Origin of the sequence: Brevibacillus sp. RS1.1 (assembly GCF_013284365.1) — a bacterium.
GTDB classification, from domain to species: Bacteria; Bacillota; Bacilli; order Brevibacillales; family Brevibacillaceae; genus Brevibacillus; species Brevibacillus brevis_D.
This window is the reverse complement of the sequence record NZ_JABSVA010000003.1, coordinates 346,239-360,724: the sequence shown is the minus strand read 5'-3', so window position 1 is coordinate 360,724 and position 14,486 is coordinate 346,239. Positions and strand designations below refer to the sequence as shown.

Genomic DNA, 14,486 nt, shown 5'->3' with positions numbered 1-14,486 from the left:
TTTATGAATCCAACGCATCAGCCCCCCTAACTCCCGATTATAAAACCTCCAGCAAGAGGAGATTCAATCGTTAGTTTTCGACAATATGTTTCTTCAAAAGAATAGGGAGCTTGTTTTAGAAGCTCCCTGCGCATGCTGAAATTCCAGCTCAGTCTCATTTCATTATCGCGCAAGAAGAAGTGGAGCTGCGTGAGGTTGTCCAAGAAGTCACAGAGTCGATGAGTGCTACGTTTGCCCGAGCGCAAGTGAAGGACAGCGGCACGGGCATCGATCATAAGGACCTCCCGCACGTATTTGAGCGTTTTTATCGGGGAGATCGCTAGCGGGCGAAATGTAAGTCTAAACCGTATCGCTCTCGCTGCACATCGTTTATGATAGGAAGGGAATTCGAATATTCGATACAAAGAGGGAGAGGCACATGTTTGATTGGACTACCATGGGAGCATTTTTAGCTGTTGTGATCGGCCTCTTTTTAATTCCGGGACCCGCTGTCCTGTTAACTGCGACGCGTACCGTTCAGGGAGGACGTAAAGCAGGGATCATGGCAGGGCTTGGCATTGCTACAGGAGACTTCATTCATACGATTTTTGCTGCGGTCGGTTTATCCGCGATTTTGATGACATCTGCATGGGCATTCAATCTCGTAAAATTTGTGGGAGCGGCTTACTTGGTGTATTTAGGGGTTCGGGCCATGCTTGAAAAACCGGTTGACCCAGAGCTGCCAAAAGTAACACCGTTGCCACCGCTGCAATCGTATGGGCAAGCTATCCTCGCAGAAGTTCTGAATCCGAAGACGGCGTTGTTTTTTCTGGCGTTTCTGCCACAATTCGTACATCCGGAGCGTGGGGGAGCCATTTATCAATTCCTTGTCTTGGGATTGATTTTCGCCATCTTGGGGTTTTTTTACACCGCATTAATTGCGATCAGCATCAGACCACTGGGGCATCTGGTGAAGCGAATTTCCTGGCTGGGCCGCTGGAGTGGCAAGATCGTAGGTTCTGTTTACATCTTATTGGGATTAAAAGTAGCGCTGCAAGAAAGATAAAGGAATGAGTCGGGGAGAAAGTCTTCCCGGCTTTTTTTATTGCTTGATTATTGGTGTAAGGTACTTTTTGGTGCCTATGATACTTGAAAGTACGTACTTCCTATCAAGTGAGGCATGAGACATAATAGCATTCAGAACCAACATATTCGCCAATCATGATAAGTAAGGGCCCTGCTTTGTGAACGGCAAGAAAAATAAAGGGAGGATACAACTTAGATGAGCACAATTACATCCAATGTGAAGCAGCAAGCAACTGGTGCGAAAAAATCGACTCTTGCTTTACTTGCTCTCGCAATCAGTGCATTTGGTATCGGGACTACTGAATTCGTTATCGTCGGTTTGTTGTCTACTGTCGCACAGGATTTGAAAGTAACAATCACCTTAGCAGGACTTCTTATTTCTGGATATGCATTAGGGGTAGCCATTGGTGCACCGATTATTACAGCACTCACAAGTCGAATTCCACGCAAAGCGCTACTCATGCTTTTGATGATTGTCTTTGTTGTCGGAAACAGTGCGGCAGCCTTATCGAGTAGCTTTGCGATATTAATCATTGCCCGTTTCTTTACCGCGTTTTCTCATGGTGTATTTTTCTCCATCGGTTCGACGATTGCAGCCGATTTGGTGCCAGAAAACAAGCGTGCCAGTGCGATTGCGACGATGTTTACAGGTCTGACTGTTGCAACCGTTACAGGCGTACCTTTGGGAACGTATATTGGTCAAATGTTTGGATGGAGAGCGACTTTTTGGGGAGTGGCCATTCTTGGCGTGATTGCACTTATCTCGACAGCGATTCTGGTACCAAGCAATTTAAAAAATGCCAAGCCAGCTTCTATTAAAGACCAAGTGAAAATTATTACAAACTTGCCACTGTTGCTTGTCTTTGCCATTACGGCTCTTGGCTACGGCGGTACCTTTGTAACCTTTACGTTCTTAGGTCCGATTCTGGAAGAAATCACAGGTTATCAGGCGAGCGCCGTCAGTTTGATTCTACTCGTTTATGGGATTGCGGTAGCGATTGGAAATACGGTCGGAGGAAAAGCGGCCGACAAGAATCCGATAAAAGCACTGCGCTGGATGTTCATCGTCCAGGCGATCATTCTGATCATCTTAACATTTACCGCTCCGTTCAAATGGGTGGGAACCCTTACGATTATGCTAATGGGCCTCTTGGCCTTTATGAACGTACCGGGCTTACAAGTGTATGTCGTGCAGTTGGCTGAAAAATACGTGCCAAGTGCTGTTGATGTAGCTTCTGCCATTAACATTGCGGCATTCAATCTCGGCATTGCGATTGGAGCCCTCGTTGGAGGAATGATCGTCGATACGATTGGCCTGATTCATACACCATGGGTCGGCGGAGTGATGGTGTTAGGTGCAGCATTACTCACGGTGATCAGCAGCAAGCTGGAAAAAACTCGTCGTTAATCGAACAAAGACGCGGATGCGGATCAAAGCATGTGTCCGCTGGTGGTTTCCAAATTCACCATAGAAGGAGAGAGCATCGATGAGCAAATTCGACGGTCACTATGGTTTTCAGCGAATGTTCCAAGAAGGAAAGATGACGTTAGGATTTCACATTCCGCTGGAGGCATACGAATGGGAAGCGCCGACAATGGAGCGCCAGGTTGAACTCGTCAGAGCAGCAGAAGACTACGGCTTTACTGGAATCTGGCTGCGCGATGTGATTTTGCAGGACCCTGCTTTTGGTGACCCTGCAACCGGGCAAATTTATGACATGATGATTTATTTAACCTATTTGGCTGCGCAAACCAAAAAAATCGCTTTTGGCACCTCGAGCATCGTGCTTCCACTGCGGCATCCGTTGCGAGTGGCAAAAGAGACAGCGACCATCGAAAATTTGTTTCCCCAACGTTTGATGATGGGAATTTCTTCTGGGGACAGACGGGCTGATTTTCATGGGCTGAATGTGCCGCATGAACAGCGTGCGGAGCTGTTTCGCGATGGCTACGACTACTTGCAGAAGGTTATGGCAGAGGATTTCCCAAAAATCAACTCGCCATACGGTATGATTAATGGAGCGAATCTTGTGCCTAAATCGACTTCGCCCATTCCTACCTTTATCACGGGGTACAGTCAACAAACGATGGACTGGTTTGCGCAAAACGGAGATGGCTGGATTTATTACCCGCGTGATCCATTCAATCAAGCACATGCCATCCAAGAATGGAGAGAACTTGTCCAGAAATATCATCCAGGTGTATTCAAGCCGTTTATTCAGCCTCTTCACTTGGATCTAGCGGAAGATCCGGATGAGTCGGTCACGCCGATTCGATTAGGGTATCGAGTCGGCAGAAAAATGCTTTTAGAACTGCTGGCCATGTATCAAGAGGTCGGCGTCAATCATTTGTTCTTCGCCCTGTTCCCTAGCCAGCGTCCCATTGACGAGGTCATTGATGAGCTTGGACAAGAAGTATTGCCTTATTTCCCGGCTCATATCGACGCAACGGAGCGGGTTTGACTACATCTTCGTATGAGGAGGGGAGGATATGGGACGATACAATATCCCTGTAGAGGCAACATTGGAAGTTATTGGAGGAAAATGGAAAGTAGTGATCCTCTGCTTGTTGGCAAAAGGGGCAAAGAGGACAAGCGAATTGAAACGCGCAATGCCTGCCATCACGCAAAAAATGTTAACGCAGCAACTGCGAGAATTAGAAGCGGACAATATCATTACCCGCAATGTGTATCAGCAGATTCCCCCGCGCGTCGAGTATGACTTGACGGAGTACGGCAAGACCCTGTCGAAGGTTCTGGATGTCATGTGTGAATGGGGAGAGAGTCACATCGAAAACCAATTGCGAAAAGTAGTCGAATGAAAAGGGGAAGTTCGATGAGAGGAATTGGCATGAAGCAATACGGTGGTATCCAGCAATTAACTGAAATGGAATGGCCAACAAAACCAATCGGGCCGGACGATGTGCTCATTTCCATAAAAGCGAGCGGGGTAAATCCCGTGGATTGGAAGGTGCGGGAAGGACTGTTACAAGCAGATTTTCCTTTTGAACTGCCACTTATTTTAGGGTGGGATGCGGCGGGCACGGTAACGGCTGTCGGTACGAATGTGCAGGATTTTCAAATCGGGGACGATGTCTTCTTCCGACCAGAGCTGGAAAGGGAAGGGACATACGCAGATGAAATTGTCGTTCCGGCGAATATCGTAGCCCCGATGCCACGTGGTTTGTCGTATGCGGAAGCGGCTTCGCTACCACTGGTCGGACTAACGGTTTGGCAGGCATTAGTAGAGGTAGGGAAGGTGCAAGCGGGAGAAAAAGTCCTGGTGTTGGGGGGAAGCGGCGGGATCGGTTCCATGGCGATTCAGCTAGCAAAAGCGCTAGGTGCCTATGTGGCTACGACAACCAGCTCCAAAAATAGCGATTTTGTCCGTGAGCTGGGAGCAGATGAAGTCATTGCTTATGATCAAGGACCACTTCATACTTCTACAAAATTTTCATTCATGTTGGACACGCTGGGTGGAGAAGCGTATGGTGATGCTATAAAATTTATGAGGCGGCAAGGAAGAGTGGCAACCATTATTAGCGAGCGTGATGCCAAGAAACCTTCGTTCGCTGATGCGGTTGAGAATGAACGAGAGCTGGATGTTACTTTTGTGTTCACGCGTCCAGATGGGCTAAATCTGAATCATATCCGTGCGCTAGTGGAAGCCAAGAACGTAAAGCCTATCTTGACGAAGGTATATCCATTGACGCTTGAAGGGGTTCGAGATGCGCATCTCTTTAGTCAAACGGGTAGGGTGCGTGGCAAGATTGTGCTCGTCCATTCATGATGGGGAAATGTGATTTATCATTGATGTTTTCACTGCTTATATTTAAGTATGTCACCTGATTATAAGGAAAAGTGACAAATAACATCTGAAACCTGTTATGACAAACCGTTGTCATAACAGGTTTTTTTGAACTTTTTATAATGTCGGGTTTGCATTGACACGTTTGTGGTCCCCCAAAAAATAAGAATCTGTTTATAAGAGTAAATAATGTTAAACAAGTCTAATCCTTCAAACCAATCAACTCTTTATTCTCCGTCTTCATTTTTCTCTTCTCAGTCAATTTTAGTGTCTCTCCTTCACAGATGAATATAAATCTTAATCTCAGATAGAAGTTTCATAACTGTAAACATGCTGTTTTTCATCATTGTCATCTAGAATAAACCTGCATATTTAAGAATCGTTTCCACAGAATAGTACCGAGTTATTCTATACAGGTGACCCGTAGTTAAATGGAGGGGGAAAGCGATGTCAATTAATTATGGGGATAATGGGTGTCGAGTGACACAAACGAAAAATGTGATTCTAAAAACTGGCTTGTTGAACCCATTTGTGTCGCAGAATGGTAGTACGTTTCGTGTCGCCAGCCAGTTTTCAAGTCATATACGTGTGACCCTTGTAGTTATAATATATAACCTTCAGTAGATTCCTGCTTTAGAATATTAAGGTCTTGACATTCTTCCGGTAATTGAGCCTGAGTGGTTTTGGGCAATTCTGTATAAGCTAAAGATATCATTACGAGTGATCAAGTGGGGGAATGTCTCATGGATTGGTATGACCGATTAAATGAATATTTTCCAGAATATGAAATGAAAAAGGAAGGACAAATTCAGGCGCTTATCAGGGAAACAGACATTTACCACAAAGTCGATACAGACAAATTTCTTTTGCTGTACGCGGAGTTTCCGACGTTTATCTTCATCGATTACCTCCTAATCAATCCTGCCACGCGTGGACAAGGTATCGGTACCAAGGTCATCCAGACACTCAAAAAGAGAGGGAAAGACATCATTCTGGAGGTAGAACCTATCGATCGAAATGATGAAGATTCCATCAAGAGAGTCCATTTTTATCAAAAGAACGGGTTTGTGAAAGCGGACCGCATTCAATACAGCTGGGAAGAAGAAAATGGTGAGACATATGAAATGAAAATCTATTACTGGAGTCCGCACGATGATTTACCACAGGAAGTCGTACTCGGGAATATGTCCAAGGCCTGTCAGGAGATCCACAACTTCCGCGCCCACCAATACTACGGACGAAATGTTGCCAATCCGGATGAAGTGCTGCATTGGAAACACTAATGGGGCCTTCAAGTTAGTCCAACACCCCTGTAAAAGAAGGGGTGTTGGTATTCGATCAACTAGGGTGTGTACGCAAACTGTAAATTAAGGAAATAAGTTTGCGTACAGGCCCTAGATAAAATCAACCGTCACAGTTGGCGGTTGATTTTATTTCACCGTTTGTAGAGTAATGCTGCTCAGTAAAAGTCGAGGGGGAAAAGAAAGGGATCAGTGTAAATTGCTTACCTGATTACAAGTGTTTTTGAAAAAATGCCAGTTCAAAATCATTAGTAATATCAGGATGTTTAAGGACAGTTGTTGTGATAACTCACAGGAAAAGAGCGAGTAAGGTGGGAATGTAACAGCGGCGGGCTAGGATTCGATTTTTCAACCGAGCCCGCTGCTGTTTTTATGAAAAAGCCAGCGTGACGGTGTAGATCGCCTTCACTGGTAGCCGTCCGCTCTTCACCGCTTTCGAATCACGGCCCCCTGCAGAACAAAAGTAATCCCTAAGATTCCTACGATGGCAAACAGGCGAATGAAACCGTTGGAGACAAACAGATTGACACAGATCAGCCCAATGATGATCAAAATAAGCAAGATCACCGTTTTACCCGACATGTACGTGTTCCCCTTTCCCCAGACTAAATGAGTGGTCTCGTCAAATCGGAATATGCAGGTCGTTCCATGGCGTATGTAATTTGACTTTATACTTGTCAGAATCTTCTGTTCGCATTCAAAGTACTTACTATTGTAGCGAATACAATCGTGGAAGAAAAGGCGGGATCACGTGAAAAACTCCCTTCTGTCATCGTCAGGTGCTCACCTGTACGCTTGGGAGGGAGTTTTCGCATGTGATCAGGCTACCCAGCTTACTTCGTAGCTAGCTGATGCTCCGTTGCTTCAACGGCTGTCCGACCAGTTGTGATCGTTTGGATCGAATCACGATGGCAGTAATCAACAGCGCGATACCATTGATGATAAATACGAACCGAATGGGGATGAGTCCTCCGAGAAAACCGCCAATGATTGGACCCATCATGGTCGCGAGCTGCGTCGAGGATTGGTTCAAGCTAAACGCCCTGCCGCGAAATTCTGGTTCTGTGACTTTCACAATCATGGCGTTGATCGACGGATAAACAGCGGCAAAAAACAGTCCGTACGCGAATCGCAAAATGCCAAATCCATACAGATTGGTGAAGAAAAATTGCAGTAAATTTCCGACGGCTCCACCCATTAAGCCGATGAACAAGATTTTGGAATAGCCGATATTTGACCCGAGCTTTCCCCATTGTGGAGCAGCAATGACCGTCGCGATGCCGACTGCCGCAAAAATGATGCCGGAGCTAAGGGATGCGTCTTGCTGCGAAGCGCCCAATTGCATGACATACACGGTTAATAAAGGCTCAAGAAGCATAACGGAAATCGTGACCATCAGACTCATACCCAGTATGGACATCAACGGGCGGTTTGCCATCGCAGCACGCAAATCTTCTCGTACACTCGAGCGACTGCCGGAGCGGTTCAAGTTCGTTTCCTTCACGAAGAAAGTAGCGATCAGCGCTGCTACGAGCACGACAAATCCTGAAAATATAAAAGCTTCCGCGTTTCCCCATACGTGACTGACGACACCGCCAACCAATGGACCGATGATTCCTCCTGTTGCTCCCGAAGTCGCCATAATCCCCAGTGCGTACCCGACGCTTTTTTCTGGTGTATTCGTCGCTACCAGCGCAATGGCAGCAGGTACGTAGCCGGCAAGCAAGCCCTGGAAGATCCGTAACACAAGAAACAAATAAGGGTCTGTAATCAAATACGTCAAAAAGTACAACAAAGCGAGGCTAAATCCAGAGCGAATCAACATGGGCTTTCGTCCATATTTGTCCGCGAGAGAGCCCCAAAATGGCGAGATGAGTGCACTTGCTAAAAACGTGATGCCAAACGAGATGCCGGACCAGGCTTCCAGATGCTCATTGACCCCCAGTGAAGTATGGAGGAAGATGGGCAGGAAAGGGATGGAGATGGAGTAGGCGGTGCTGCAAAAAAATACCCCAATCCATAAGACGATCAAATTACGTTTCCATGAAAATTCCATCTTCTGTCACAACCTTTGCAGTTAAAAAGCAGGAATGTTGTTATTGATCATTCTAGCACTGCAATTTACTGCTGACCAATTCGGAAATATGATCGGACTATTGCAAAAATGAAATAAGAGGAAACCTTGACTTCATTCGGACAAAAGAAAACCCCCTGACGACAAGAGATGAAGCTCTTGTACTCATTAGGGGATTTTCATGTAAACAGCAGGTTAATGTCCGGCAGGTGTGCTTATACCCACACGATCAATCAATCGCTTACTTTCATCATTAAGTCCGGTGATGACGACGAATTTGTCCAGCTGTCTGTATTTCTCTACGACTTTCGAGATAGCCGTAACAGCTGACAAATCCCAGACGTGGGAACGAGAAAAATCAATGAAAATCTGCTGGGGATCATCCTGAAAGGAAAACTGGTCGACGAAATGTGTCATGGTACCGAAGAACAGTTGACCCGAGACGGTGTACACTTTTTCGCCCATATCGCTCTCGTAGGAGGTGGCATGCAAGCGGGCCATCCTCCAGCCGAATATAACCGCACTCAGGATCACACCAGAAATGACCCCTTTTGCCAAATCGTGCGTAGCGACGACGATGATCACTGTAGTAATCATGACAACAGCATCCCCAACAGGAATTTTCCGCAGGTCACGTATGGACTGCCAGTTAAACGTCCCAATCGATACCATGACCATGACACCGACGAGGGCAGCCATCGGGATTTGTTTGACAACGTCTACAAGGACCAGGATCAGGAACAAGAGAAAAATCCCTGCAACCAAGGTAGACAGACGACCACGTCCACCTGATTTCACATTGATAACAGACTGTCCGGTATGGGGGACAAAGGTCATCAGCCTGCCGATTTTACAGGCACCCAGTACCAGTTGCAAAATACCGGTCAGAACAGTCGCCGCAAATAAATACTCGATGCCATGCTCCTTGACCAGAGTAATCATTAATAACGCCATCGCACCTGTAGCAGCGGAAATCATGCCCGGTCTTCCCCCGACAAATGCAATGGTGACTGCAATACAAAAGGAAGCGTACAATCCAACCATTGGATCGACGCCGGCAATAATAGAAAAAGCAATGGCTTCCGGAATCAAGGCAAGTGCAACCGTAATACCTGCTAGCATGTCAGCACGTACGTTCGAAAACCATTCCATTTTTAGTTGTTGAAGGTTCAATACTGTTCCTCATTTCTGTATCGTATCGTGACTTTCCCCTTTCAGAAAAGTCGGGGCCGTTTTTCACAGTTTTTCATTATAGTAAAGAGGAGTCATCTTCGCCATCCTTTTTTTAGGGAAACGGTAAAAAGGCAAAAGGATATACGACTTTCCGATTAAAAGTGCAGAGGGGGGGACCTGAGACACGGATTTGTTGAATCCGATCAATTCTGTCCAGGAAGTCAATGCTATCGTTTAAACAGGGGGAGTGCCTATAGATTGGATGCAGCAAGTGGAGCCATGCGTTATATGGAAGAACAGGGCCAAGGCTACAATGTCGGGATGGGCGTCCTCCTCATCATTCCAGCTGAGGTTATTTTTAATTTATCGATCGGCGGTGCCAAGCACAAAAGGGTGATTAATAGGCTGGAAAAAACACACTTGCCAAGAAACAATAATTAAGAATATATCAGTATCTCTCTATCTATTTTCTGAAAATTGAACAAGATGAAGCTGATATTTCATATATACTTGAAGCCCAGTTTTTTAAGAATGAGAATAGGCTTAAGTAGTGTTGGATTATCTACACAAACAACATAGATTTGAGCAAGGAAGAGCAAGGTTTGGGAAAACCGGAGATTTTAATTTCGGTGGTAGTGTGGATGCAGCACTCATCGAACTAACAAACGGATCTGATGATGCTACTTACTATGTTTTTGGAAATTATAAATCAGAATACAATACTATTACAGAGGTTCAGAGAACAAGGGATGAAACCATCGGAGATACAGTTTGCATTTCAGGAAGTCAAATGAAAAGAGTGAAGTGTGGAACGTTGAAATCAATTAATTGGAGGGGGAATAAGAAAGGAAATGAGCACATTGAAAAAAACTTTGATATTAATCATTGCAGCATTACTTATAACTGGATGTGCAACTAATCACAAGGATGTTGAAAAGCAAGCATTAACAGGATACGTAACTGAAAAAGATTTTGAAAAAAAAGGTCTCTTAGTTATAGAAAATGATGAAACCAAGACGAGCGATGAGAACTTCTATGCAGCAGAGTGGTATTTCCCAAAAGAAGAAGCCGTATTCCTCGATAGCAAGGGGAATAACATCTCGTATGATGAAATCGAAGTTGGTCACACAGTATCTACATGGTCAACAACACCATCAGCACAATCTTATCCCAGTGGCGCAGAACTCAGTAAACTTGTAATTAATGAAGAAAGCAAAAATCCTATTAATCAAATGGATGAAAAAAGTGCGATTCAACACGCAATCAATTACTTAAAGAGCACACATCATGATGGAATCATTATTAAAAGTGCAAGTGGACAGAAAGATCATTGGCTGATAAAAGCAACCGACTATGATCATAAAACAGATACTATTTTACAAATCAATGCACAGACTGGAGAAGTAAAAGAGCTTTAAAATTTGTACCCTACTGCAACAGAGTATGTAAGTGAGAAGTATAATTTACCAATTGAGAGCTTAAGGACAGATGAGCCTACTCGAAATGTAAGGCAAAAGAAGAGGCAAGCAACTGTAAAGAATGGGTTCAAAACATCATGAAATGTGTAAAAGATGTTGATCTATTTACAGCACACAATCTCAGTATCAAAGTAGGTGGGCTTGGAACAGCTTCTCGCCGTCTGCCAAATGGTCTTGTCGTAGGTGCAATCGTAGCGGTGAACGCCGTCGGAGAAGTGCGATTACCCTTCACAGGAGAAATTTTGGCAGGAGCGAGGGGAGAGGATGGCAATATCCGCGATAGCCTGTCTTGGCTGATCGATACGGCAACTCCCCCGGTTCCGGCAGGGACAAACACTACCATCGCGGTAGTTGCGAGTAACGCGAATTTGAACAAAGTACAAGCGAATAAAGTCGCGCAAATGGCGCATAATGGACTCGCTAAGATGATTCATCCGGTTCACACGATGAGTGATGGAGATACGATTTTTGCCATCGCTACAGGGGGCGTGGATGCTTCGGTCAATCTCGTCGGGACGCTGAGTGTAGAAGTGCTGGCGGAAGCGGTCGTCAATGCGATCCTCTCTGCCAAAGGGGAGGGTGGGGCGCTTGCTTATCAAGATTTGCACTAAGTGAAATTCAGGTTCGAACCTCTCATTCCTTGATGGTCAAGGAGGTTCGAGCCGTTTTTTTGTGCCAATGTGCTCGGCGAGAAAAAAATTCCAATAAAGCATCGATATAAAAGACAAATCCATATATAATGAAAATGATTTTCAAAATCAAACACTTGATACGATGTTGTTCTTGAGAGAGAGGAGTTGCTGCTTCAATGCTTCGCAGATTTTTTTCTTACTATCGGCCTTATCGTGGATTATTCATCCTCGACTTCACGTGTGCAGTATTCGTTGCTTTGTTGGAGCTGGGATTTCCGCTTGCAGTGAATATGGTTGTCGATCAACTACTTCCGAGCAAGGATTGGAACATGATCGTGTGGGCGTGCATTGGACTTTTGGCTTTGTATGGTCTGAACTCCGGGATGAACTATGTCGTCACGTACTGGGGACATATGCTTGGGATTAATATCGAGACGGATATGCGCAAGAAGCTGTACGACCATATTCAAAAGCTCTCGTTCCGCTTTTTCGATAATACCAAGACGGGGCATTTGCTATCTCGCCTAACGAATGACTTGATGGAGATCGGGGAGGTGGCTCACCACGGTCCGGAAGATTTGTTTATCGCCGTGATGACGCTGATTGGTGCTTTTCTCCTGATGTTTAATATTAACGAAGAAATGGCGCTGCTTACGTTTTTGGTGATTCCGCTCTTAATATTCTTCGTTGTTCACTTCAACCGTAAAATGACGAAAGCGTTCCATCGGCTGTACGGTGACATGGCAGATTTCAACGCACGTGTAGAGGACAACGTAGGCGGAATGCGTGTCGTACAAGCGTTTGCCAACGAGCAATTTGAAAACAAAAGATTCGCAGAGAACAACCAGCGTTTTCGGATCACGAAGCTGTTATCCTACAAAATCATGGCCCAAAATATTTCCGTCAGTTACGTGCTGATGCGTTTAGTCAATTTGTTCGTCCTGATTTGCGGCAGCTGGTTTGTGATTCAAGGTGAATTGACCTACGGTGAATTTATCGCTTTCTTGCTGTTAACGAATGTATTTTTCCGTCCGTTGGAGAAAATTAATGCGATTATCGAGAGCTATCCAAAAGGGATTGCCGGCTTTAAGCGCTACATCGAAATCATGGACACAGCACCAGATATTGCAGATGCTCCGGATGCGATCCAGGTAGAGTCGTTGAAGGGCGATATCTCGTACAAGAGTGTTTCGTTTAGCTATGACCAAGAGTCTTCTGTTTTGCAAAACATTGATTTAAACATCCGGGCGGGCGAGACCATTGCGTTTGTAGGTCCTTCTGGAGCAGGAAAAACCACGTTGTGCAGCCTCTTGCCGAGATTTTATGAGGTCGACGGGGGCAGCATCTCCATTGATGGGATGGATATTCGCGAAATCACGTTGGCGTCATTGCGCAGCCAAATCGGGATCGTTCAGCAAGATGTTTTCCTCTTTTCAGGGACGATTCGTGAAAATATCGTGTATGGAAAACTGAATGCTTCGGAGGAAGAGATCTGGGAAGCAGCACGTCTGGCTAAGCTGGAGGAGTTTATCCGTTCTCAGCCTGCTGGTCTGGAGACGATCATTGGTGAACGCGGAGTCAAATTGTCCGGTGGTCAAAAACAAAGACTGGCGATTGCGCGCATGTTCTTGAAAAACCCGCCAATCCTGATTTTGGATGAAGCTACCTCTGCACTCGATACCGAGACGGAGGCGGCGATCCAGCAGTCCTTGCAGGAATTGTCCAAAGGCCGTACGACATTGGTGATCGCCCACAGACTGGCTACTATTAAAAATGCAGATCGCATCATCGTTGTAACGGAACAAGGCATCACAGAGCAAGGAAGTCATGATCAGCTCTTGGCTCGCGAAGGCATCTATAGCAGACTGTATCAAGCACAGTTCGGCACGTACCTCGACCAGTCAAACAGTGTTTTTTCTTGATCATGAATAGAGAGGGAGTTCGTGATGCTAGAATGGGATGACGATTTTATTGCACAACGGTTTACCATTACTTCAAAATCAAGACCCAACGCCTTATTTTCGATGAAGGCAAGAGATTTGGTAGACCCGACACATATGAATGAGCTTGTTCAAATCTATGCTCCGCTAATCAAGGCACACGAGCTGACTGCTGCTGGTACTTACATCAGCAGTTGGCTCACGAGCCCTTCTCTTGGCCTTTCGTACATGATCTCTGTCTGGAATCGTGCACTTATCATGACGCTGGATCATATGACAATTGAATTGTTTTATGAGGATGACTATCCGCAATTCGCCTTTGTGATCCCGGCATATGAGATCGTAGAAGCGCCTGCCAGTGAAGCAGAGCGTGCAATCTGGCTGAAGGAATACTATCGTGCGTATTTCCAAGATTTCCTGCACCCATTGCTCACGACGCTTGCAAAGGTAACAGGAAACCCCGAAGCGATGCTTTGGGGACAGTTCCCAACCAGGTTCAATTACTATATGGATGTTTTTGTGGCGTTGGTAGAACAGGATAGCATCCAGGAGCAAGTGAAGGCTGATTACGATGTCCTCTGTAATCAGTTGGAAGGCGAGAGCTTTGGATTGCAAAAAAATCCATTTCGCGTGAAAGTACGCTGGATTGAGGATATGCGTGATCCGCAAGGGAAAGTTCGGATCAAGAATCAATGCTGCTTGTACTATAAGACGGGGGAGCAAAAGTATTGCTACACCTGTCCGCGGATAAAAGAAGAAGAGCGAGCTCTGATGAGAATTCGTACGTAGCTGACCCTCCCTTTGCGGAGGGTTTGCTAACAAAATCAAACCCAAGGCTAGGGTCCATAACCGGATCAGGCCTTGGGTTTTTCACACTTACTCTTTCTTTGTTTGGTTATCGGAAAATTGCTGTTGAACAGCTTCCAAAAAACGAAGCCATGCCTCGGGCAGCTTGGGATCTTCTGTTGGACGACGCAAAGTGGAATTGCCTTCGTTTTGTTTCGCTCGCTCCATTCT

At 45.5% G+C, this 14,486-nt stretch carries 16 protein-coding genes and 1 pseudogene; 13 read left to right on the top strand and 4 right to left on the bottom strand.

Features of this window, described 5'->3' with window-relative positions; all coding sequences use genetic code 11:
- The first annotated feature begins 179 nt into the window (after positions 1 to 179).
- The 7 genes from HP570_RS12000 (at position 180) to HP570_RS11970 (ending at position 6,154) form a co-directional block, all read left to right on the top strand.
- On the top strand, positions 180 to 323 hold the full coding sequence (locus HP570_RS12000) for a cell wall metabolism sensor histidine kinase WalK (protein ID WP_254495254.1): 144 nt from the start codon (positions 180 to 182) through the stop codon (positions 321 to 323).
- A gap of 95 nt (positions 324 to 418) precedes the next feature.
- The gene (locus HP570_RS11995; RefSeq protein ID WP_016740432.1) at positions 419 to 1,045 is read left to right on the top strand and encodes a LysE family translocator; all 627 of its coding nucleotides are present in this window, start codon (positions 419 to 421) and stop codon (positions 1,043 to 1,045) included.
- Between the two features lie 216 nt (positions 1,046 to 1,261).
- Complete coding sequence (locus HP570_RS11990; RefSeq protein WP_173625919.1) at positions 1,262 to 2,473, top strand: MFS transporter; 1,212 nt, start codon at positions 1,262 to 1,264, stop codon at positions 2,471 to 2,473.
- Positions 2,474 to 2,552: 79 nt separating this feature from the next.
- The gene (locus HP570_RS11985) at positions 2,553 to 3,527 is read left to right on the top strand and encodes an LLM class oxidoreductase (protein ID WP_173625918.1); all 975 of its coding nucleotides are present in this window, start codon (positions 2,553 to 2,555) and stop codon (positions 3,525 to 3,527) included.
- A 28-nt stretch (positions 3,528 to 3,555) separates the two neighbouring features.
- The gene (locus tag HP570_RS11980; RefSeq protein ID WP_064199646.1) at positions 3,556 to 3,885 is read left to right on the top strand and encodes a winged helix-turn-helix transcriptional regulator; all 330 of its coding nucleotides are present in this window, start codon (positions 3,556 to 3,558) and stop codon (positions 3,883 to 3,885) included.
- Positions 3,886 to 3,899: 14 nt separating this feature from the next.
- Complete coding sequence (locus tag HP570_RS11975) at positions 3,900 to 4,853, top strand: NADP-dependent oxidoreductase (RefSeq protein WP_173625917.1); 954 nt, start codon at positions 3,900 to 3,902, stop codon at positions 4,851 to 4,853.
- 761 nt (positions 4,854 to 5,614) lie between these two features.
- Positions 5,615 to 6,154 (top strand): GNAT family N-acetyltransferase, encoded by a 540-nt coding sequence (locus HP570_RS11970; RefSeq protein WP_007727333.1) that lies wholly within the window; start codon positions 5,615 to 5,617, stop codon positions 6,152 to 6,154.
- A 444-nt stretch (positions 6,155 to 6,598) separates the two neighbouring features.
- On the opposite strand, the gene HP570_RS11965 is transcribed toward HP570_RS11970, so the two are convergent.
- From HP570_RS11965 to HP570_RS11955, 3 genes are all read right to left on the bottom strand, one after another.
- On the bottom strand, positions 6,599 to 6,754 hold the full coding sequence (locus tag HP570_RS11965; RefSeq protein ID WP_167497593.1) for a hypothetical protein: 156 nt from the start codon (positions 6,752 to 6,754) through the stop codon (positions 6,599 to 6,601).
- Between the two features lie 262 nt (positions 6,755 to 7,016).
- Entirely contained in the window at positions 7,017 to 8,228 is a 1,212-nt protein-coding gene (locus tag HP570_RS11960; RefSeq protein WP_173625916.1) for an MFS transporter, read from the bottom strand.
- A gap of 213 nt (positions 8,229 to 8,441) precedes the next feature.
- Positions 8,442 to 9,398: a SulP family inorganic anion transporter gene (locus HP570_RS11955; protein WP_173626146.1), complete on the bottom strand. Its 957-nt coding sequence runs from the start codon at positions 9,396 to 9,398 to the stop codon at positions 8,442 to 8,444.
- 279 nt (positions 9,399 to 9,677) lie between these two features.
- Here HP570_RS11955 and HP570_RS29615 point away from each other — a divergent pair, with 279 nt between their 5' ends.
- From HP570_RS29615 to HP570_RS11925, 6 genes and pseudogenes are all read left to right on the top strand, one after another.
- Complete coding sequence (locus HP570_RS29615) at positions 9,678 to 9,860, top strand: hypothetical protein (protein WP_254495252.1); 183 nt, start codon at positions 9,678 to 9,680, stop codon at positions 9,858 to 9,860.
- Positions 9,861 to 9,969: 109 nt separating this feature from the next.
- Complete coding sequence (locus HP570_RS11945) at positions 9,970 to 10,338, top strand: chymotrypsin family serine protease (protein WP_173625915.1); 369 nt, start codon at positions 9,970 to 9,972, stop codon at positions 10,336 to 10,338.
- Complete coding sequence (locus HP570_RS11940) at positions 10,271 to 10,837, top strand: DUF3221 domain-containing protein (RefSeq protein WP_173625914.1); 567 nt, start codon at positions 10,271 to 10,273, stop codon at positions 10,835 to 10,837. The genes HP570_RS11945 and HP570_RS11940 overlap by 68 nt, the downstream gene beginning before the upstream one ends.
- A 194-nt stretch (positions 10,838 to 11,031) precedes the next feature.
- Positions 11,032 to 11,508, top strand: a pseudogene (locus tag HP570_RS11935) (P1 family peptidase); the annotation flags it as partial.
- Positions 11,509 to 11,705: 197 nt separating this feature from the next.
- Positions 11,706 to 13,451, top strand: a complete 1,746-nt coding sequence (locus tag HP570_RS11930) for an ABC transporter ATP-binding protein (protein ID WP_173625913.1) — start codon at positions 11,706 to 11,708, stop codon at positions 13,449 to 13,451.
- A gap of 24 nt (positions 13,452 to 13,475) precedes the next feature.
- Positions 13,476 to 14,258, top strand: coding sequence for a Fe-S oxidoreductase (locus HP570_RS11925; RefSeq protein WP_173625912.1), 783 nt, complete (start codon positions 13,476 to 13,478; stop codon positions 14,256 to 14,258).
- A gap of 87 nt (positions 14,259 to 14,345) precedes the next feature.
- Here HP570_RS11925 and HP570_RS11920 read toward each other — a convergent pair whose 3' ends face one another.
- Complete coding sequence (locus HP570_RS11920) at positions 14,346 to 14,483, bottom strand: hypothetical protein (RefSeq protein WP_173625911.1); 138 nt, start codon at positions 14,481 to 14,483, stop codon at positions 14,346 to 14,348.
- Between the last annotated feature and the right edge of the window lie 3 nt (positions 14,484 to 14,486).